General features: G+C 70.5%; 8 protein-coding genes and 3 pseudogenes. 1 reads left to right on the top strand and 10 read right to left on the bottom strand.

The features are described 5' to 3' along the window. Nucleotides 1-70: 70 nt before the first annotated feature. The 5 genes from HB370_RS39460 to HB370_RS39440 form a co-directional block, all read right to left on the bottom strand. Nucleotides 71-1,108 carry a LacI family DNA-binding transcriptional regulator gene (locus HB370_RS39460; RefSeq protein WP_280117783.1) on the bottom strand — a complete coding sequence of 346 codons (1,038 nt, stop codon included), beginning with the start codon at nt 1,106-1,108 and terminating at the stop codon, nt 71-73. 25 nt (nt 1,109-1,133) lie between these two features. Next, nucleotides 1,134-2,798, bottom strand: a complete 1,665-nt coding sequence (locus HB370_RS39455) for a glycoside hydrolase family 13 protein (protein ID WP_030795448.1) — start codon at nt 2,796-2,798, stop codon at nt 1,134-1,136. 82 nt (nt 2,799-2,880) lie between these two features. Further along, a complete protein-coding gene (locus HB370_RS39450; protein ID WP_030795446.1) occupies nt 2,881-3,795 on the bottom strand; it encodes an ABC transporter permease subunit in 915 nt (304 codons plus the stop codon). A gap of 13 nt (nt 3,796-3,808) precedes the next feature. Next, nucleotides 3,809-4,807, bottom strand: a complete 999-nt coding sequence (locus tag HB370_RS39445; RefSeq protein WP_037703550.1) for a sugar ABC transporter permease — start codon at nt 4,805-4,807, stop codon at nt 3,809-3,811. A 134-nt stretch (nt 4,808-4,941) separates the two neighbouring features. After that, the gene (locus HB370_RS39440) at nt 4,942-6,231 is read right to left on the bottom strand and encodes an extracellular solute-binding protein (protein WP_030795443.1); all 1,290 of its coding nucleotides are present in this window, start codon (nt 6,229-6,231) and stop codon (nt 4,942-4,944) included. Between the two features lie 349 nt (nt 6,232-6,580). Here HB370_RS39440 and pulA point away from each other — a divergent pair. Then, nucleotides 6,581-9,261 (top strand): annotated as a pseudogene (gene pulA / locus HB370_RS39435) (pullulanase-type alpha-1,6-glucosidase). A gap of 77 nt (nt 9,262-9,338) precedes the next feature. On the opposite strand, the pseudogene HB370_RS39430 reads toward pulA, so the two are convergent. From HB370_RS39430 to HB370_RS39410, 5 genes and pseudogenes are all read right to left on the bottom strand, one after another. Continuing rightward, nucleotides 9,339-12,404 (bottom strand): annotated as a pseudogene (locus HB370_RS39430) (alpha-amylase family glycosyl hydrolase); the annotation flags it as partial. A gap of 167 nt (nt 12,405-12,571) precedes the next feature. Further along, a pseudogene (locus HB370_RS39425) lies at nt 12,572-15,652 on the bottom strand (alpha-amylase family glycosyl hydrolase); the annotation flags it as partial. Nucleotides 15,653-15,819: 167 nt separating this feature from the next. Continuing rightward, complete coding sequence (locus tag HB370_RS39420) at nt 15,820-17,520, bottom strand: carbohydrate-binding module family 20 domain-containing protein (RefSeq protein WP_030794149.1); 1,701 nt, start codon at nt 17,518-17,520, stop codon at nt 15,820-15,822. A 306-nt stretch (nt 17,521-17,826) separates the two neighbouring features. Beyond that, a complete protein-coding gene (gene rfbB / locus HB370_RS39415) occupies nt 17,827-18,804 on the bottom strand; it encodes a dTDP-glucose 4,6-dehydratase (RefSeq protein WP_030794151.1) in 978 nt (325 codons plus the stop codon). Further along, nucleotides 18,801-19,868 (bottom strand): glucose-1-phosphate thymidylyltransferase, encoded by a 1,068-nt coding sequence (locus HB370_RS39410; RefSeq protein ID WP_030794153.1) that lies wholly within the window; start codon nt 19,866-19,868, stop codon nt 18,801-18,803. Before HB370_RS39410 ends, rfbB begins: the two co-directional genes overlap by 4 nt. Nucleotides 19,869-20,062: the final 194 nt, after the last annotated feature.

The following is a 20,062-nucleotide window of genomic DNA, read 5'->3' as shown; positions in this document are numbered from 1 at the left end:
AGGTGCCAATCCCTACGAGGCATTACACCATGGAGGCTGGCCGGGTCGAGCGGCCGGGGCTGCGTGCGGCTCAGGCGGCGGGGTGGCGTGCCCTCGGTCTGGAGGCGGTGGAGCCGCGTACCACCAGTTCCGGCATGAACACGAACTCGCTGTGCGGCGCGGGTGTGCCGCCCACCTCCTCCAGCAGCGTGCGCACCGCGGCCTGTCCCATCGCGGGCACGGGTTTGCGGATCGTGGTCAGGGGCGGGTCGGTGAAGGCGATCAGCGGCGAGTCGTCGAAGCCGACGACGGAGAAGTCCCGGGGGACCTCCATGCCACGCTGCCGGGCGGCCCGTATCGCCCCGAGCGCCATCATGTCGCTGGCGCAGACCACCGCCGTGCAGTCCCGTTCGATGAGGGCCATGGCGGCGGCCTGGCCGCCCTCCAGGCTGTAGAGGGAGTGCTGGATCAGCGTGGACTCGACCAGGTCCGGGGACAGGCCCAGTTGGTCCTGCAGCGCGCGGACGAAGCCCTCGATCTTGCGCTGCACGGGCACGAAACGTCTGGGGCCCACGGCCAGGCCGATGCGGGTGTGACCCAGGGAGGCCAGGTGGGCCACCGCCAGTGTCATCGCCGCGCGGTCGTCGGGTGAGATGAACGGGGCCTGCACCTTCGCCGAGAAGCCGTCCACGAGCACGAACGGCACGCCCTGGGCGCGCAGATCGGCGTAGCGCTTGGTGTCGGCGGTGGTGTCCGCGTGCAGCCCGGAGACGTAGATGATGCCCGCCACCGCGCGGTCCACGAGCATCTCGGTGAGTTCGTCCTCCGTGGACCCGCCGGGCGTCTGGGTGGCGAGCACCGGGGTGTAGCCCTGGCGGGTGAGGGCCTGCCCGATGACCTGCGCGAGCGCCGGGAATATGGGGTTGTCCAGCTCGGGGGTGATGAGGCCGACCAGGCCCTCGCTGCGCTGCCGCAGCCGTACCGGTCGTTCGTAGCCCAGCACGTCGAGCGCGGCCAGCACGGACTGACGGGTGCCGGCGGCGACGCTCGGCTTGCCGTTGAGGACCCGGCTGACGGTCGCCTCGCTCACCCCCGCCTGTACGGCGATGTCGGCGAGCCTGATCGTCACGGGAACGGTCTGTACCGGCCGCATGTCACGCCGCCCACCAGACGGCGCACTCCCCGGGCAGTACGGTCTCGCCGGCGCCCGGCCGTACCTCGGCACCGGCCAGCAGCAGCGTGCCGGGCGTGGCCAGCGTGACGGGTTCGGCGGCGAAGTTGACCGTGCAGACGAAGGAGCCGCGGTCGCTGTCGCGGCGGAAGGCCAGTACCCCCTCGGGGGCGTCCAGCCAGGTGATCTGACGGCCGGCGCCCAGCGCGGGGTGCTCGCGGCGGACGGCGAGCGCGCGGCGGTAGAACTCCAGCGTGGAGGCCGCATCACCCTTCTGCGCCTCGACGGTCAGGTCCTTCCACTCCGCCGGCTGAGGCAGCCAGCTCGGGCCGCCCTCGACGGGTCCGAAGCCGAACGGCGGCACCTGGCCGGACCACGGGATCGGCACCCTGCAGCCGTCGCGGGTGCCGTCCTGGCCCGTGGTGCGGAAGAACGCGGGGTCCTGGCGCACCTCGTCGGGCAGGTCGACGACCTCGGGCAGGCCCAGTTCCTCACCCTGGTAGATGTAGGCCGAGCCGGGCAGTCCCAGCATCAGCAGGGTCGCCGCGCGGGCCCGGCGCAGACCGCGCTCCGGGTCCCCCTCCGCGAGGCGGGTGGCGTGCCGTACCACGTCGTGGTTGGACAGCACCCAGGTCGCCGGCGCGTGGACGGCGTTCACGGCGCGCAGCGAGCGGTCGATGACCTCGCGCAGTCCGGCCGGGTCCCAGCCGGTGCCCAGGTAGTCGAAGTTGAAGGCCTGGTGGAGCTCGTCCGGGCGCAGATACAGGGCGCTGCGTTCCACGGTCGGGGTCCATGCCTCGGCGACGGCGACGCGCTCGCCACCGTACTCGTCCAGGATGCGCCGCCAGCCGCGGTAGATGTCGTGCACGCCGTCCTGGTCGAAGTACGGCACCGGCCGCGTGCCGAGCAGTTTGACCTGCTCGTCGTGGCCGACGTCGGGCAGGCCGGGCGCCTTGACCAGGCCGTGTGCCACGTCGACGCGGAAGCCGTCGACGCCCAGGTCGAGCCAGAACCGCAGGATGGAGCGGAACTCGTCGTGAACGGCGGGGTGGTCCCAGTTGAAGTCGGGCTGCTCGGGCGCGAAGAGGTGCAGGTACCACTCGCCCGGGGTGCCGTCGGGCTCGGCGACCCGTGTCCAGGCGGGGCCGCCGAAGATGGACTCCCAGTCGTTGGGCGGCAGTTCGCCGTTCTCGCCCTTGCCCGGGCGGAAGTGGAAGCGGTCCCTGAGGGGTGAGCCGGGGCCCTCGCGCAGCGCCTGCTTGAACCACTCGTGCTGGTCGGAGCAGTGGTTGGGCACCAGGTCGACGATGATCCGCAGGCCCAGCGCGTGGGCGTCGCGCACCAGGTCGTAGGCGTCGGTGAGGGTGCCGAACATGGGGTCCACGGCGCGGTAGTCGGCGACGTCGTAGCCTCCGTCGGCCTGCGGGGAGGCGTAGAACGGCGACAGCCAGACGGCGTCGACGCCTAGTTCCTTCAGGTAGGGCAGTCCTGCGCGGATGCCGGGCAGGTCGCCGATTCCGTCGCCGTCGCTGTCGGCGAAACTGCGCGGGTACACCTGGTAGATGACCGCGTCGCGCCACCACTCCCGGCGCGGGGAGGCGAAGGCGGGGGCTTCGTGGGCGACTGTGTCGGTGACGTGCTGGGTCATGGATTCCCTCGGGGGTGGAAGGGTAACGGCGAAGCCGCGTCCTCGGTGGGCGGGCGCCGGGGTCCGGACGGGGTGGTGCCGGTCATGACTTGGTGCCGCCGGCCGTCAGTCCGGAGACGAGGCTGCGCTGCACGAGCATGAACACGAGAGCGGCCGGGATGGTGATGATGATCGCGGTGGCCGACGTCCACGCCCAGTCGGGCCGCTGGTCCTGGGCGAAGGTGCGGATGCCGACGGCGAGTGTGTAGTGGTCGGACTGCATGAACTGCGTCGCGTAGGCGACCTCGCCCCAGGCGGTGAGGAAGCTGTAGAAGGCCGTCACCGCGAGACCGGGCCGGGCCAGCGGCACGATCAGCCGCCAGAAGGTGCCGAAGGGGGTGAGGCCGTCCACTCGTCCGGCCTCGTCTATCTCCTTCGGGATGGTGTCGATGTAGCCCTTCATCATCCAGGCGCAGAACGGCACCGCGGTGGTCGCGTAGGCCAGGATCAGTCCCAGGTAGTTGTCGAGCAGGTGCAGTTCGGCCATGAGCAGGTACAGCGGCACGATGAGCACGATGCTGGGGAACATCTGGGTGACCAGGAAGACCCACATCAGCTGCCGGCTGCCCGGGAACCGCATCCGGGAGACGGCGTAGCCGGCGGTCGCGGCGAGGAAGACGCCCAGCGCCGTGGTGCCGGCCGCCACGATCACGGTGTTCAGGAACCACTGCGGCAGGTCCGAATGGGCCAGTACGTCGCCGTAGTTGTGGAAGCCGAGATGCGACAGCACCTCGCTCGGCTGCTGCCAGGCGTTCTTCGGGCCCAGGGAGATGAAGAGCACCCACACCACTGGGAAGGCGGCGATCAGGGTGGCGAGGACCAGCGTGGTGTGCAGGGCCACGGAGGCGCCGAGCCCTCGTTCCTCTCTGCCGCGCACCCGGCGGGGCGGGCGGACGGCGGCGGGGAGCGGGGCGGTGCCCTCGGGCGTGGTGGTGGTCTCGTGCGTTGCTGCGGTCATGACGATGGCTCCTTCACGCCTGCTCGGACTTCAGGGTGCTGCGGCGGTAGAAGGTCGAGAAGGCGAGCAGGAGAGCGAGGATGATGATCCCGTAGGTCGCCGCTCCCGCGTAGTCCGAGATCCCGTTGAACGCCTTGTGGAAGGCGAAGGTGACGAGGATGTCCGTGTCGCCGGTGGTGTTGTTGCCCAGCAGCAGATAGATGACGTTGAACATGTTGAACGTCCAGATGCAGCCCAGCAGGACCACGGTGTTCGACACCGGGCGCAGTCCGGGCAGGGTGACGTTGACGAAGCGCTGCCAGGGCGAGGCGCCGTCCATCTCGGCCGCCTCGTACAGCTCCTTGGGGATCGACTGCAGCCCGCCCAGCACGGCGACCATGTTGAAGGGGATGCCGATCCAGACGTTGACCATGATGACGGCGATCTTCTGGGACAGCGGGGAGCCGAGCCAGTTCTGCGCGGGCAGGCCGAACGCCTGGATGATCTCGTTGAACACCCCGTACTGGGAGTTGAGCATCAACCGCCAGGCGAAGACGCCGATGAACGACGGGACGGCCCACGGCAGGATCAGCATCGCGCGGTAGAAACCGCGCAGGCGCATTTTGCGGTTGAGCAGCACCGCGAGCCCCGTCCCGAGACCGACCTGCAGGACGACGCAGGACACCGTCCACACGACCGTCCACACGAGCCGCGGGTAGAAGTCGCCGTCCGCGCCCGACAGGATGTGCCAGTAGTTGTCGAGACCCACGAAGTCGTAGGTGGCCGGGCGGTGGAAGGCGCCGATGGTGGTGGCGACGTTGGACTCGTTGGCGTCGGTCAGCGACTGGTAGAAGCCGTATCCGAGCGGATACAGCACCAGCAGGGCGATGACGATGGCCACCGGGGCCACCATGGCCCAGGCGTACCAGTACTTGTCCCAGGCGCGGCGGAGCGACGACTCACGTGTGCGGGGTGGTTTCCGGTGGCCACGGGCCGTCTCGTCGGTCGTTCCGGTGCTCGTTGCGGTCGTCATACTCATCGGCTCTTTCGCGGGCGAAGTCGGGTGGTACCGCAGCCCCAGGGGAGCCCCGGTCGGGGCGGCAGCGGGGAAACGGATTCCCCCGGGGCTGCGTGTTCTTCGGTTGCCGTGGGGCGGAGCACCGCGGTTCAGCCGACGGAGAAGCCCTTCAGGAGCTTCTGGAACTCCTCGGCGGTGGCGTCGAGGCCGCCTTGCACCGACTCGTCGCCCTGGAGGATCTTCACGTAGTTCTGCGCCAGGGGCGTGAAGAGCGAACCGGCTTGCGGGAGGGCCACGCGGGCGCGCGCCGTCTTCTCCAGGAGCGGCTGGAATCCGGCGATCTTGGCGTCTCCGGTGACCTCGGCGGTGTAAGCGGACTTGCGGGTCGGCAGCGTGCCGGTTCCCTTGGCGATCTCGATCTGACTCGGTGTCGACGTCATGAACTGCGTGAACAGGTAACTGGCGTCCAGGTTACTCGAGCCCTGGTACACGGTCAGGTTGTGACCGCCGGTCGGAGCCTGGGCCTTGCCGCCCGCGCCGGCCGGGACGGGCGCGAAGCCGAGGTTCTTCTCGTCGCCCTTGAACGCCGTGCCGCTCAGGTCGTCGCCGACCGACCAGGGGCCCTGGATCAGCATGGCGACCTTGCCGTTCTTGAAGGCGGCCTGCATGTTCTGGTAGGCGTTCGCGAAGTCGACCTTCATCGAGGCTTCGTCGTTGATCTTCTTCGCGGTGGTCAGGGCCTTGACGGCGGCGCCGTCGTTGATGGTGATCTTCTTCGCCGAGGGGTCGGCCAGGTCCGCGCCGTTGCTGTAGAGCAGCGGGAGCAGGAAGTAGGAGTCGGGGTTGAGGTAGGTGCCGTAGGCCCCCGTCTTCGCCTTGACGGTCTTGGCGTCGGCGATGAACTCGTCCCACGTGGCGGGCGGTTCGGCGATGCCGGCCTGCTTCAGGAGCTTCTTGTTGTACAGCAGGCCCAGCGTGTCCGTGACCGACGGGACGCCGTACGTCTTGCCCTCGTACCTGGCCGTGTTCAGCGGGACGGAGCTGAAGTCGTCGGTGTCCTTCAGAGCCGGGGTGCCGTCGAGGGGCGCGATGTAGCCCAGCTCGGCGTACTCGGCCATCAGGCCCACGTCGGTGCGGACGACGTCAGGTGCGCCCTTCCCGCTCTTGGCAGCCGACTTGAACTTCTGCTCGATGTCGGTGAACGGGATGTTCTGGTAGTCCACTTTGATCTTGGGGTACTTGTTCTCGAACTGCTTGATGAGGGCCTTGTACGTCGGGGCCTCGGTCGCGGCGTCCGAGGTGTCCCAGTACGTGATCGTCCCGGAGACGTCCTTCGGGTCCTTCGGCCGGCTCGACGAGTCGCCACCCGAGCCACCGCAGGCGGAAGCGGTGAGGGCGACCACGGTGACCGCGGCGGCGATCGATATGCCACGTCGCATAGCAACTCCTAGATCTGGGGGCCCGGAACATCCCTGGAGCAGGGCCGGGGGTGCCGTGTTTCTCAACCGACGGCCGCCGGGCGCGAGTTGAACATACAAGGTTGCAATCTCTTGCGAAAGACGTTGCAGACAGATTCCTTGCCGGTTCCCCGGATGTGACGAGCTCGTTGCCCCCACCGGACAGGAAATCGACGGCCGTTCTTGAATCTACTTGCTGATACTTTCAACTCCCTTGCTGTAACGGCTCGCTCGTGGTTACGGTCGCGCCCGACGTCCGGCCACGAGGCTGCTCCCGCAGAGCCGGGTGGCCGCAGCCCAGTCAAGCCATCGGCACAAGGAGTCCACACCCGTGACACACAACCGGCTGGCGGCGGTCGCGTCCGCGCTGCTCGCGGCCGCCCTCCTCCAGCCCCTTGCCGCAGTCCCCCGGGCCGTCGCCCACGCATCCGGTGGAAGCCGCACCACCGCCGTCGACACGATCACCGCCGAGGCGGTGTGGATCGACCGGGACACCGTCGCCTGGAACGGCGTGCCGGGCGCCGCCTCCACCCAGCTGCTGTACTCCCTCGACGGCTCCCTCACCACCTCCGCGACCGGCGCCGACGTGCACCGGATCAGGCTGGAGAAGACGTCCCTGAGCGACGCGCAGAAGGCGAGGTTCCCGCACCTGAAGGACTCCACCGCCTGGTCCGTCGACCCACGTGACCGGGACCGGGTGCGGGAAGCGGTCAAGGGCCAACTCGTCGTCTCGCAGCGGGCGCAGAACGGTGCCGTGCTGGCGGCGACGGGTGTGCAGATCGCCGGGGTGCTGGACGACCTCTACCCCGGTGCCACCAAGGCGCACCTCGGCCCGGTGTTCCACCACGGAAGGCCCACCCTGTCCGTGTGGGCCCCGACGGCACAGAGCGTGTCGCTGGGGAACTGGACGGCTCGCTCAAGAGGATGCGCCGGGACGACTCCACGGGCGTCTGGTCCGTCACCGGGCCGGCGTCCTGGAAGGGCAAGCCGTACCGGTACGTGGTGAAGGTGTGGGCGCCGAGCGTGCGGAAGGTGGTCACCAACAAGGTCACCGACCCGTACTCGGTCGCGCTCACCGCGGATTCCGGGCGCAGCCTGGTCGTGGACCTGGACGACAAGTCGCTGGCCCCGAAGGGCTGGCAGGCGCTGCGCAAGCCGAAGGCCGTGCCGCTGCGGGACGCGCAGATCCAGGAACTGCACATCCGGGACTTCTCCATCGCCGACAAGACCGTGCCGAGGAAGGACCGGGGTACCTATCTGGCCTTCACCGACACCGGTGGTGACGGTTCCCGGCATCTGAGGAAGCTGGCGGAGTCGGGGACGTCGTACGTGCACCTGCTGCCCGCCTTCGACATCACCGGAATTCCCGAGCGCACGGTGGACCAGGCGGTCCCGGACTGCGACCTGGCCGCCTTCCCGGCGGATTCGGAGCGGCAGCAGGAGTGTGTGGGCAAGGTGGCCGGGAAGGACGCCTACAACTGGGGGTACGACCCGTTCCACTACACGGTCCCGGAGGGTTCGTACGCCACCGATCCCGACGGTGCGGCCCGCACGGTTGAGTTCCGGCGGATGGTGCAGGCGCTGAACGGGGACGGGCTGCGGGTGGTGATGGACGTGGTGTACAACCACACGGCGGCGAGCGGGCAGGCGGACACCTCCGTGCTGGACCGGATCGTGCCCGGCTACTACCAGCGTCTGCTGGCGGACGGGTCGGTGGCCAACAGCACCTGCTGCGCCAACACCGCGCCCGAGAACGCGATGATGGGCAAGCTGGTGGTGGACTCGGTCGTCACCTGGGCCAGGCAGTACAAGGTCGACGGGTTCCGCTTCGACCTCATGGGCCACCACCCCAAGGCCAACATCCTGGCCGTCCGCGAGGCCCTGGACGCGCTGACCCCCCAGAAGGACGGCGTCGACGGCAAGAAGATCATCCTGTACGGGGAGGGGTGGAACTTCGGCGAGGTCGCCGACGACGCCCGCTTCACGCAGGCCACGCAGAAGAACATGGCCGGTACCGGCATCGCCACCTTCTCCGACCGGGCCCGCGACGCGGTGCGCGGCGGCACCCCCTTCGATGCCGACCCCGGCGTGCAGGGCTTCGCCTCCGGCCTGTACACCGACCCCAACACCACCACCGCCAACGGCACGCGCGAGGAGCAGAAGGCCCGGCTGCTGCACTACCAGGACCTGATCAAGGTCGGGCTGAGCGGGAACCTGGCGAAGTACCGTTTCACCGACAGCGCGGGGCGGCAGGTCACCGGTGCGCAGGTGGACTACAACGGCGCGCCCGCCGGGTACGCCGAGGCCCCCGGTGACGCCCTGGCCTATGCGGACGCGCACGACAACGAGTCGCTGTTCGACGCGCTGGCCTACAAGCTGCCGAAGGGCACGTCCCCCGGTGACCGGGCCAGGATGCAGGTTGTGGCCATGGCCACGGCCGCCCTCTCCCAGGGGCCGGCGCTGTCGCAGGCGGGCAGCGACCTGCTGCGCTCGAAGTCCCTGGACCGCAACTCCTTCGACAGCGGGGACTGGTTCAACGCGATCCACTGGGACTGTGCCGACGGCAACGGCTTCGGGCGCGGGCTGCCCCCGGCGGCCGACAACCGGTCCAAGTGGGATTACGCCAGGCCCCTGCTCACCACCGTCAGGGTCGGCTGCCCGGAGATCACCGGTGCCTCGGCCGCCTACCGGGACCTGCTGAGGATCCGGACCACCGAGCAGGCCTTCTCCCTGGCCACCACCGCCGACGTCCAGCGGCATCTCTCCTTCCCGCTGTCCGGCAAGGACGAGACCCCGGGCGTGATCACCATGCGGCTCGGCAGCCTCGTCGTGGTCTTCAACGCCACCCCCCACCGGCAGGAACAGCGCGTCGGCGCCCTCGCCGGCACCCCCTACACCCTCCACCCCGTCCAGGCCACCGGCTCGGACCACACCGTCAAGTCGGCCTCGTACACCACCGGCACGGCTACGTTCACCGTCCCGGCCCGCACCGTCGCGGTGTTCACCCGCTGAGTCGGCCGGACCCTGGAAAACGACGGGTGCCCCTCGCTCCGCGAGGGGCACCCGTCGGTCGTGGTGTGTCAGGGCAGGCGGACTCCGGTGGCGGCGAGCAGCGCGCCGTTGGCGGCGCGTTGGGTGGCGATGAGCTGGGCGCGCAGGGCGGCCGGGACGCGGTCGCGGTCGCGGGGGTCGACGGTGAACGCCGGGTCGTCCGCCAGCTCCGGATGCGCCGACTTCTGGGCGTCCGTGAGCTTCGACGGGATCAGCCGCAGCCAGTGGCCCTCGTCGGACAGCGCGCCGTCCTTGACGGTGATGCCTCCGCCGGGGGCGTAGACGAGTTGCTGGCTGGTGGAGTTGGTGGTCTTCACTTTCCACACGACCGTGTCCGTGCCGATCCAGCGGGCCTTGGCCGTGTCGAGGTCCAGGTCGGGCGCGCTGCCGACCGTCGGCAGCAGATAGTCGCCGTCCCCGCCGATCAGCCAGGTCTCCTTGCCGTAGGTGGCGAAGTCCAGCGAGCGGTCGGCGGTGATGTCCTTCTCGTCGCCCTTGTGGACGATGTAGCTGAGCGAGGTCGCGCCGTCGGCGAGCGGCACCTCGAAGGTCACGCCGAACGCGTCCCTGCCGGTGGGCGTGAGCGGCGCCGACCAGTCCGTGGGGTGCTTCGCCCCGGTCCAGGTGTGCAGGCCCCAGCCGTCGTAGTCGCCGTCGGCCCGGTGGTAGTGGATCACTGCCTTGGCCGGGTCGGGGGCCGGGTAGGCGCCGTGCGGTGCCGTGTCCGACTGGCCGTCGTCGCCCTGCCGGATCCAGACCTCGCCCGTCTTGTCCAGGTCGATGGTGCGCCGCGGGCCGTCCGCGGTGCCGTTGCCGGTGACCGTGTACGTCAGGCTCCGCGCGCCCTCCTCCAACTTGACCCAGGCGAACGCGCCGTAGGCGTCCCGGCCGGTGAACTCGGCCGACCGGCCCGCGCTCTCCAGTCGCCAGCCGGTGTAGTCGCCGTCCGGGCGCAGGTAGTGCACGACGGCGTAGGCGCGGTTCAGGGCGCTGGGCGGCCGGGGCGCCGCCGTCTGCCCGGCCGTGGTCGTGGCGAGGGCGCTCGCGGTCCGGCCCGCGAGGTCGACGGCCACCGCCTTGTAGCGCAGGGTGGTGCCCTGCTTCACGGTGTCGGGGAGGTGCTGGGTGACCTTGTACGGGGCGTGGTCGGCGGTGCCGAGCGTCTGCCAGGGGCCGTTGCCGACCTGGGCGGCGAAGACGACGCGGTCGAGGCCGCCGCCGCTGACGTCGGCGGAGACGTCGACGTCGCCGGTGGCGCCCGCCGCGGGGGCCTTGAGCACCAGGGTGGGCCGGGTGGCGGGCGTGCCGATCCGCTGCTTCGCCTTCAGCACCACGGACGACAGCGGCGGGATGGTGACGGTCACGCGGGTGTCGGCGCCGCTGGTCACCGTGCCGGTGGTGCCGTACAGGCCCCGGTAGGCCACCCCGGCGAAGCCCGTGGCGATCCGTACGGTCCGCGCCTCGGTGGCGTTGTTGGCCGCCACCAGGTAGTGGTCGCGCCGGTGGGTGTCCGTCCGGGTGAAGGCGTAGACGGAGCCTTGTGCGTAGCGTTCGGTCTGGACGCCGTCGCGCAGGGCGGGGTGGTCCCGGGTGAGCCGGGACAGGGCGGCTATGGCCCGGTACAGGGGGTGGGAGGGGTCGTAGGCGTCCGAGGCGGCCGTGCGGTCGGTGCCTATCTCGTCGTCGTCCAGGTAGTCCGGCACCTTCGAGGCGAACATCGTCTGCCGGGCGTCCTTGTCGCCACCGGCGCCGGTGAAGCCCTGTTCGTCACCGGAGTAGACGACCGGGTTGCCCCGGGAGAGGAACATCAGCTCGTGGGCGAAGCGGTCCCGGCGCAGGAGTTCGGCGTCGCCGGCCCCCGGGTTGTCCTTCAGCAGGAAGGCGCCGATGCGGCCCATGTCGTGGTTGCCGAGGAAGGTGACCTGTTCGTAGGCGTTCGCCTTGTCGGTGGTGTAGCGGTAGTCCTGCGCGAAGACGTCGGCGAGCCGGTCGGCCGTGCGGCCCTGGGAGGCGTACTGGCGGACGGCGTCCTGGAGCGGGAAGTCGAGCGTCGCGTCGAGGCGGCCCTGGCGTACGTACGGCGAGGTGACGGCCGGGTCGGAGGACAGTGTCTCGCCGAAGACGAAGAAGTTCTTCCGGCCCTTCTTCGCCGCGTGGGCGTCGAGTGCCGTCGCCCACTGGGTCCAGAACTCCATGTCGACGTTGCGGACGGTGTCGACGCGGAAGCCGTCGACGCGGAACTCGTCGACCCACTTCTCGTAGATCTTCTCCATGCCGCGTACGACCTCGGGGCGTTCGGTCCACAGGTCGTCGAGGCCGGTGTGGTCGCCGTAGAGGGTGCTCTCGCCGGCGAAGGTGGAGTCGCCGCGGTTGTGGTACATGGTGGGGTCGTTGAGCCAGGCCGGGACCTTGGCGTTCCGTTCGGACGGGGTGACCTGCGGTGTGTAGGGGAAGCCTCGGGCGTCGATCTTCCGCATGCCCTTGGTGTCGTCGAAGGGGCGGCCTTCGGTGTCCAAGTAGGGGTAGGCGCCCTTGCCGCGGTACGCGAACGTCTTCTCGGTGTTGGTGACGGTGTCGGCGGTGTGGTTGGTGATGACGTCGAAGAACACCTTCATGCCCTTGGCGTGGGCTTTGCGGATGAGTTCCGCGAGGTCCGCGTTGGTGCCGAAGTGCGGGTCGACACGGGTGAAGTCGGTGATCCAGTAACCGTGGTAGCCGGCGCTCTCGCCGTTGCCCTGCACCGGTTTGTTCTTGAAGATCGGGGCCAGCCAGATCGCGGTGGTGCCGAGTCCCTTGACGTAGTCCAGCTTGCTGATCAGCCCCTTCAGGTCACCGCCCTGGTAGAAGCCCTTGTCGGTGGGGTCGTAGCCGGTGGTGGTGCGGTCTCCGGTCAGTCCGCCCCGGTCGTTGGCGGCGGAGCCGTCCGCGAACCGGTCGGGGAGGAGGAAGTAGAACTGTTCGCGGGTCATGTCGTGCCGGGCCGGCACCGCGGCCAGGCGGGCGTCGGACGGCGGGGCGGACGGGCGGCCCGCGCTCGCCGGCCGGGCGCCGCCCGGGGCCGTGGCGCTCGCCGGCTGGGTGGCGTGCGGGGCCGTGGCGAGCAGGGCGGCGGTGACGGCCACGGCGGCGGCGCGGGAGACGGCGGCCGGGAGGCTCCGGCGGCGCGGGCGTGCCGGTGGTCCGCCCGGGTTGCCGCGGGCGGTGGGTGCTGGGGTCACGGTGCGGCTCTTTCCTTTCGTACGGTGTGCTGGGGAGGTCAGCCGGGTGGCAGGCGCACGGTCGTGGCGCCGAGCAGGGCCCCGTCCTGTCCTCGCTGGGTGGCGATCAGCTGGCGGCTCGCCCGGGCCTCGGCGATCCGGTCGCGGTCGCGTGGGTCGACGGTGAAGACCTGGTGGTCCGCGAGCCCGGGACGGGCGGAGCGTTGCGCGTCGGTCAGGTGTGCGGGGATCAGGCGCAGCCAGTGCCCCTCGTCCGACAGGGCGCCGTGCTCCAGACGGATGCCGCCGCCGGGTGCGTACACGAGTTGCTGGCTGGCGACTCCGGCTCCGGTCCCCCGCCAGACGACGGTGTTCTCGTCCAGCCAGGTCGCGGCGGACGTGCCGAGGTCCAGGCCGAAGGCGCCGCCGAGGGTGGGGGTGAGGTAGGCGGCGTCGCCGGCCACGCGCCACACCTCGTGGCCGTAGAGGGAGAAGTCGAGGGCCTCGTCGGAGGGGACGTCCTTCTCCTCCTTCTTGTGCAGGAGGTAGCTGAGGGAGTCCGCGTGCCCGGTCAGCGGGACCTCGAAGACCAGGCCGAAGGAGTCCCGGCGCACCGGGCGGATCGGGTCGTTCCACTCGGGCGGGCGGGCCGCTCCCGTCCAGGCGTGCAGGCCCCAGCCGTCGTAGTCGCCGTCGGGGCGGTGGTAGTGGACGACCGCCTTCGCCGGGTCCTGGGCCGGGTACGCGTCCACGGGTCTGGTGCCCGTGACCGCGTCGCTGCCCTGCTCGGTCCACACCTCCGGTGTCGCGGCGAAGTCCAGGGTGCGTGCGGGGCCGTCGGGGACGCCGTCCTTCTCCACGGTGAAGGAGATCTCGGTGGTGCCCTCGGCCGGGGCCAGCCAGGCGAACGCCCCGTAGGCGTCCCGGCCGGTGAAGCCGGCGGTCCGGCCGTCGGCCGTGCGCAGGCGCAGGCCGTCGTAGTCGCCGTCGGTCCGCCGGTGGTGGACGACGGCCCAGTGGCGCGCCGCGGCCGGCGCCGGAACCGGTGCGGCCCGGCCCGCGGTCGTGGCGGCGAGGGCGCCGGCGGTCCGGCCCGCGCGGTCCACGACGACCGCCTTGTATCGCAGCGGGGTGCCCGCGGGAACGTCCGGGGCGATGTGCTGGGTGACCTTGTACGGCGCGTGGTCGGCGGTACCGAGCGTGTGCCAGGGGCCGTCACCGGTCTGGGCGGCGAAGACGACCCGCTGGTACCCGCCGCCGGTGACGTCGGCGGAGATCTCCACGGTTCCGTGGGCGCCCGCCCGCGGGGCGGTGAGCGCGAGCGAGGGCGCGGCCGTGGGCGGGTGCGGTGGCCGTGCCGCCCGGTACACGACGGACGTCAGGGCCGGGACGGTCACGGTGATCTTCCCGTCGGCGCGGGCGCGTACGCCGCCGGTGGTGCCGTACAGCGCGCGGTAGGGAGTGTCCGGGGAGCCGGTGGGCAGGGTGACGGTCTTGTCCTCGGTGGCGTTGTTGAACGCCACCAGGTAGTCGCGTCCCGCGCGGACGTCGGTGCGGGTGAAGGCGTAGACGGAGTCTTCTGCGCAGCGTTCGGTCTGGACGCCGTCGCGCAGGGCGGGGTGGTCCCGGGTGAGCCGGGACAGGGCGGCTATGGCCCGGTACAGGGGGTGGGAGGGGTCGTAGGCGTCCGAGGCGGCCGTGCGGTCGGTGCCTATCTCGTCGTCGTCGAGGTAGTCCGGCACCTTCGAGGCGAACATCGTCTGCCGGGCGGCGACGTCCGCGCCCGAGCCGGTGAAGCCCTGTTCGTCACCGGAGTAGACGACCGGGTTGCCCCGGGAGAGGAACATCAGCTCGTGGGCCAGGCGGTCGCGACCGAGGAGTTCGGCGTCGTCCGCGGCGGGGTGGTCCTGGGCGATGAAGGTGCCGATGCGGCCCATGTCGTGGCTGCCCAGGAAGGTGACCTGGCTGTAGGCGTTGGTCTTGTCGGTGGTGTAGCGGTAGTCCTGCGCGAAGACGTGGGCGAGGTCGTCAGCGGGGCCGCCGCGCGAGGCGAAGTCGCGGGCGGCGGCCTGGAACGGGAAGTCGAGCGTGGCGTCCAGGCGGCCCTCGGTGACGTAGGGGGCGGTGATGGCCGCGTCGGCGGAGAACGCCTCGGCGAAGAGGAAGAAGTCCCGGCGTCCGTGCCGTGCCGCGTGACGGTCGAGCGCGGTGGCCCACTGGGTCCAGAAGGCCATGTCGACGTTCTTGGCGGTGTCGACGCGGAAGCCGTCCACCCTGAAGTCGTCGACCCACTTCTCGTAGATCTTCTCCATGCCGCGCACGACTTCGGGGCGTTCGGTCCACAGGTCGTCCATGCCCATGAAGTCGCCGTCCAGGGCGCTCTCCCCGGCGAAGGTGGAGTTGCCGCGGTTGTGGTACATGGACGGGTCGTTGAGCCAGTCGGGCACCTTGCGGTCCCGTGGGTCGGCGGAGACGCGCGGGGTGTACGGGGCGCCGTCCGCGTCCGCCGGGCGCATGCCGGCGCTGTCGTCGAAGGGGCGGCCCTCGGTGTCGAGATAGGGGTGGGCGCCCTTGCTGCGGTACCCGTACCGTTTCTCGGCGTAGTCGATGGTGTCGGCGGTGTGGTTGGTGATGACGTCGAAGAAGACCTTCATGCCCTTGGCGTGGGCCTTGTCGATCAGTTCCGACAGGTCGGCCTCGGTGCCGAAGTGCGGGTCGACGCGGGTGAAGTCGGTGATGGCGTAGCCGTGGTAGTTGGCGGTCGCCCTGCCGTCGCGGTCCGTCACGGGCTTGTTCGCGAAGACCGGCGCGAGCCAGATGGCGGTGGTGCCGAGGCCCTTGATGTAGTCCAGGTGGTCGATGGCGCCTCTGAGGTCGCCGCCCTGGAAGAAGTCCTTGTCGGTGGGGTCGTAGCCGGTGGTGGTGCGGTCGCCGGTCAGTCCGCCCCGGTCGTTGGCGGCGGAGCCGTTCGCGAACCGGTCGGGCAGCAGCAGGTAGAACTGTTCCCGGCTGGTCGCCGGGCGGGCCGGCTCGTGCGCGAGCCGGGCGTCCGTCGGCGGCGGGGGCGGTCCGGCGACCGTCGCCGGGGGCGGTTCCGCGGCCGTCGCCGGGGGCGTCAGCGGTGGCAGAACGGCTGTGCACAGCGCTACGGCCAGGGCGATTGCGTGGTGTCTGGGTCTGCCGGCCACGTGACGCGTCTCCTCGGGGTGTCGGTCGCGGGCAAGGACGGGCGCCGCCGTGCGGGGGCGCGGGACCGCCCGGCACCGGTGGTGGGGCCGGGCGGTCGTCGCCGGTGTACGGAGTTCGTCCCCGGGTGGGTCGGTCAGCCGCGCCAGGTGTCGTTCAGCGTGACCACTCCGCCGGCCGGCACGGTGGCCGTACGGTTGGAGCCGCTCTCCCAGGCGACGTTGCCGCTCGCGTCCTTGCGGAGGTACTTGTACTCGAATGCGGTGCCCGCGGGCAGGGACTGGTCGAGCTTCCACACGGGGTAGCTCGCCGGGTCCAGCTTGAGGGCGTTGGCGGTGTTCCAGTTGCCGAGGGCGGAGGTGCTGCCGACGACGTAGACGTTCTGGCCCCACTGGGTGGAGGCGTTGACGTTGAACGAGGCTCCGGTGGCGGGATCGGGGTCGGGGTCGACGGTGGTGTCGCAGTTCTTCGCCCCGATGTGCAGGGCGAGGGCGGAGCCGGCGCCCAGGGTGGCCGTGAACCGGCCGGACGAGTCGACGGTCACCCCCTTGCCGCTCTGCACGTCGCAGTAGTTCCCGGCGGGCAGCGAGGTCTGGAAGGTGCGGGTGAGGGGGGAACCCTCGTGGTTGATGGCGACGTACGCCTTGTCACCGCGGCCGAAGGCGATCTGGTTGTTGCCGTTGTCCCACCAATTGGTCACGGCGGTACCGGCTGCCGTGTTGCGGAACTTGACCATGCTCGCTATCTCGCGCCAGGCGTGCTGGCACTTCCAGCCGTCGGTGTAGCAGGCGTTGACCTGGCCGCTGTTCGGTCCGCCGGCGTCCTTGTCGCTGAACTCGTAGCCGGAGTGCACAGCGGGTGAGCCGTACGGCCAGGCCAGCATGAAGACGTGCGCGAGGGTGTAGTTGGCGCCGTCCTTGTAGGTGAGGCTGCCTCCGTTGCGCTCGGTGTCGTGGTTGGTGACGAAGACGGACGCCTTGCCGCTGGAGGCGTAGCCCCACGCCTCGCCGAAGTTCTTCAGTTCGGCGAGCTTCTCGTTGTTGAAGACCCGCTTGAGGTCGTAGGCGTAGCGGAACTCCTGGACGTCGCCCGTGTTGTAGAACTCGGGCGGCTGGACCGCCTCGCCGGGGGCCCCGATCGTCTCCTGGTTCCAGTACACGCCGGGGTTGGTCAGGCGGGACTTGATGTTGGCGAGGTCGTCCTCGGGGATGTGCTTGGCGGCGTCGACGCGGAAGCCGTCGACGCCGAGGGACAGCAGGTCGTTCAGGTAGCCCGCGATGGTCTTGCGGACGTACTCCTCGCCGGTGTCGAGGTCGGGCAGGCCGCCCATCTCGCAGTGCTGGACGTTCCAGCGGTCGCCGTAGTTGCTGATGCTGGTGGTGCAGTCGTCCATGTCGGTGGCGGAGTACGTGCCGGGGTAGTCGTACTTGCTGAAGGTCGACCCGGCGGTGCCGGTGCCGGAGGCGTTCGCCATGTGGTTGATCACGGTGTCGGCGACCACCTTGACGCCTGCCGTGTGGCAGGTGTCCACCATGTTCTTGAAGTCCGAGCGGTTGCCCAGCTTCGTGCCGATCTTGTAGCTGACGGGCTGGTAGGCCGTCCACCAGGCCGGGCCCTGGATGTGTTCGTTCGGTGGGGAGACCTGGACGTAGCCGTACCCGGCGGGGCCCAGCTGGTCCGTGCACACCTTGGCGACGGACTTGAAGTTCCATTCGAACATCACCGCGGTGACGTCCTTGCCGCCGGGCGCGCTCGCCTGCGCCGGCGTCGGTCCCGCGATGGCCACAGCGGCTCCCGCCAGGGCGGCGAGTGCAGCGGCCACGGTCTTTCTGGCCATGGTTGCTCCAGTGGGGATGTGGGGTGGTACCGGAGTCAGCCTTGGGTGACAACGCGCCATGCCAGGTAAGGCCGTTCACTGGTTCTTGCAGCAAGAAATTGCGGTCGAGACCGTACGGCGCCGCTTACCGCAGGTCAACCCCTTGCGCAGAACTGCCGGTTGAGCAGGCAATAGTTGAAGGAGTCGCGCGCAAAGCCTTTCGCAAAGGTTTCCAGGGTGTTACGTTCGACGAACTCCGGTCCCCGGCCGCGGGGTTCGCATCCGTTGTGTCCCCGACGCGCCCGGCCGTGCGGGCCGGAGTCACAGTCACACGGACTCCAGCATGGGCTCCCACCAGGCCCGATGGGTCCGGTACCAGTCCGCCGTGGCGGCCAGCGCCGCCTCGAAGCCGACCCGTGGCCGGTATCCCAGCTCCGCGGTGATCCTGCCGTGGTCCACCGCGTACCGCCGGTCGTGGCCCTTGCGGTCCTCGACGTGCGTGATGCGCTCCGGGCCTGCTCCGCACCACCGGAGCAGGCGGTGCGCGAGGTCCAGGTTGGTCAGCGAGGTGCCGCCCCCGATGTTGTACGTCCGCCCCGGCCGGCCCGCGGTGCGCACCAGCTCCACCGCCCGCACGTGGTCGTCCACGTGCAGCCAGTCGCGCACCTGCCGCCCGTCGCCGTACACCGGCAGGTCACCGCCGGTCAGCAGGGTGGTGACGAAGCGCGGAACGACCTTCTCCGGATGCTGGTAGGGGCCGAAGTTGTTGGAGCAGCGGGTCACCCGGACATCGAGGCCGTGGGTGTGGTGGTGGGCCAGCGCGACGAGGTCGGCCGCGGCCTTCGACGCCGCGTACGGCGAACTGGGCCTGAGCGGGTCCTCCTCCCGTGCGGCGCCCTCGGGTATCGAGCCGTAGACCTCGTCGGTGGAGATCTGGACGAAGGTCCGCACCCCGTGCCGCAGCGCGGCGTCCAGCAGGGTCTGGGTGCCCGTCACGTTGGTGTGGGTGAAGCCGGTGCCGTCCTCGATGGAGCGGTCGACGTGCGACTCCGCCGCGAAGTGGACGATCTCGTCGTGCCCGGCCGCCAGCCGCCGTACCGTCGCGGTGTCGCAGACGTCGCCGTGCACGAAGGTCAGACCGGGGTGGCCGCGCACCGCGTCGAGGCGGGCGAGGCTGCCCGCGTAGGTGAGTTTGTCCAGGACCGTGACCGAGACGCCGGGCGGCCCGGCGGGGCCGAGCAGCGCGCGGACGTAGGCCGATCCGATGAAGCCGGCTCCGCCGGTGACGAGGATGCGTGAGGTCATGAGGTGAGCTGCACCTTGCTGTGGTCGCCGAGGACGAGACGGTGGGCCTGGGGCGGGCGGGGCGCGGCGCTCACCACGGCCTCCCGGCCGATGAGCGACCGCTCGATCCGTGCGGCCCCTTCCACGCACGCGCCCTGGAGGAGCACCGAGAACTCGATCGCGCTGTCCTCGATCCGGCAGTCCTCGGCGATGGCGGTGTACGGGCCGACACTGGAGTTGTTGATGACGGCGCCCGCGCCGACGACGACGGGCCCGACGATCCGTGATCCGCGCACCACGGCCCCGTCCGCGATGCGGACCCGGCCCACCAGGACGCTGTGCGGATCGACCTTGCCGTCCACGCGGCCCTCCATCCGGTCCAGGACGTGCCGGTTCGCCTCCAGCAGGTCCTCGACGCTGCCGGTGTCGCGCCACGGGCGGGTGGTGGTCTCGGCGCGTACCGGCAGTCCGCGGTCGATCATCCACTGCACCGCGTGGGTGATCTCCAGCTCGCCGCGCCCGGAGGGACGGATGGCGCGCACCGCCTCGTGCACGGCGGGGGTGAAGGCGTAGACCCCGACCAGGGCGAGGTCGCTGCGGGGCCGCTCCGGCTTCTCCTCCAGTCGGCGCACCACCCCGTCGGCGTCGACTTCCGCGACGCCGAAGGCGGTGGGGTCGGGCACGGGGGTGAGCAGCAGCCGGGCGGCGTCCCGCCGGGCGGCGGCGCGCCGGACGAATCCCGTCACGCCGTCCTCCAGGTGGTTGTCCCCGAGGTACAGCAGGAAGTCGTCGTCCGCGAGGAAGGGCCGGGCGACCGCCACCGCGTGGGCCAGCCCCAGGGGCCGGGGCTGGTTCAGGTAGACGATGCTCAGCCCGAAGGCCGAGCCGTCGCCGACCGCGCGGCGGATGTCGTCCCCGTGGTGGCCGACCACCACGCCCACCTCCTCGATGCCGGCGTCGGCTATCGCCTGCAAGGCGTAGTGCACGACCGGTCTGTTGGCGATGGGGAGGAGCTGCTTGGCGCTCGTGTGGGTGAACGGCCGCAGCCGGCTTCCGGTGCCGCCCGCCAGGACCAGGGCTTTCATGCCGGGCACCGGTGTCGCGGCGGGGACTGGATCTGTGGTCTCACGGATGTCTCCTTGAGCGAGAGTCGCGGTGTCACCGGTGGGTCTGTTCTCGACTCAAGCAGAAGCCGCACAGGGCACGCAAGGCCGTTCAGCAACTTTCAGCAAGTTCTTGCACCCGGCGCCGCGTTGGTGTTTGACTCGCTTCCGGCACC

The organism is Streptomyces sp. DSM 40868 (assembly GCF_011820545.1).
In the GTDB taxonomy this organism is placed as follows: domain Bacteria; phylum Actinomycetota; class Actinomycetes; order Streptomycetales; family Streptomycetaceae; genus Streptomyces; species Streptomyces eurythermus.
Note: the sequence above shows the minus strand (reverse complement) of the source record. Positions and strands in the feature narration are given on the sequence as shown.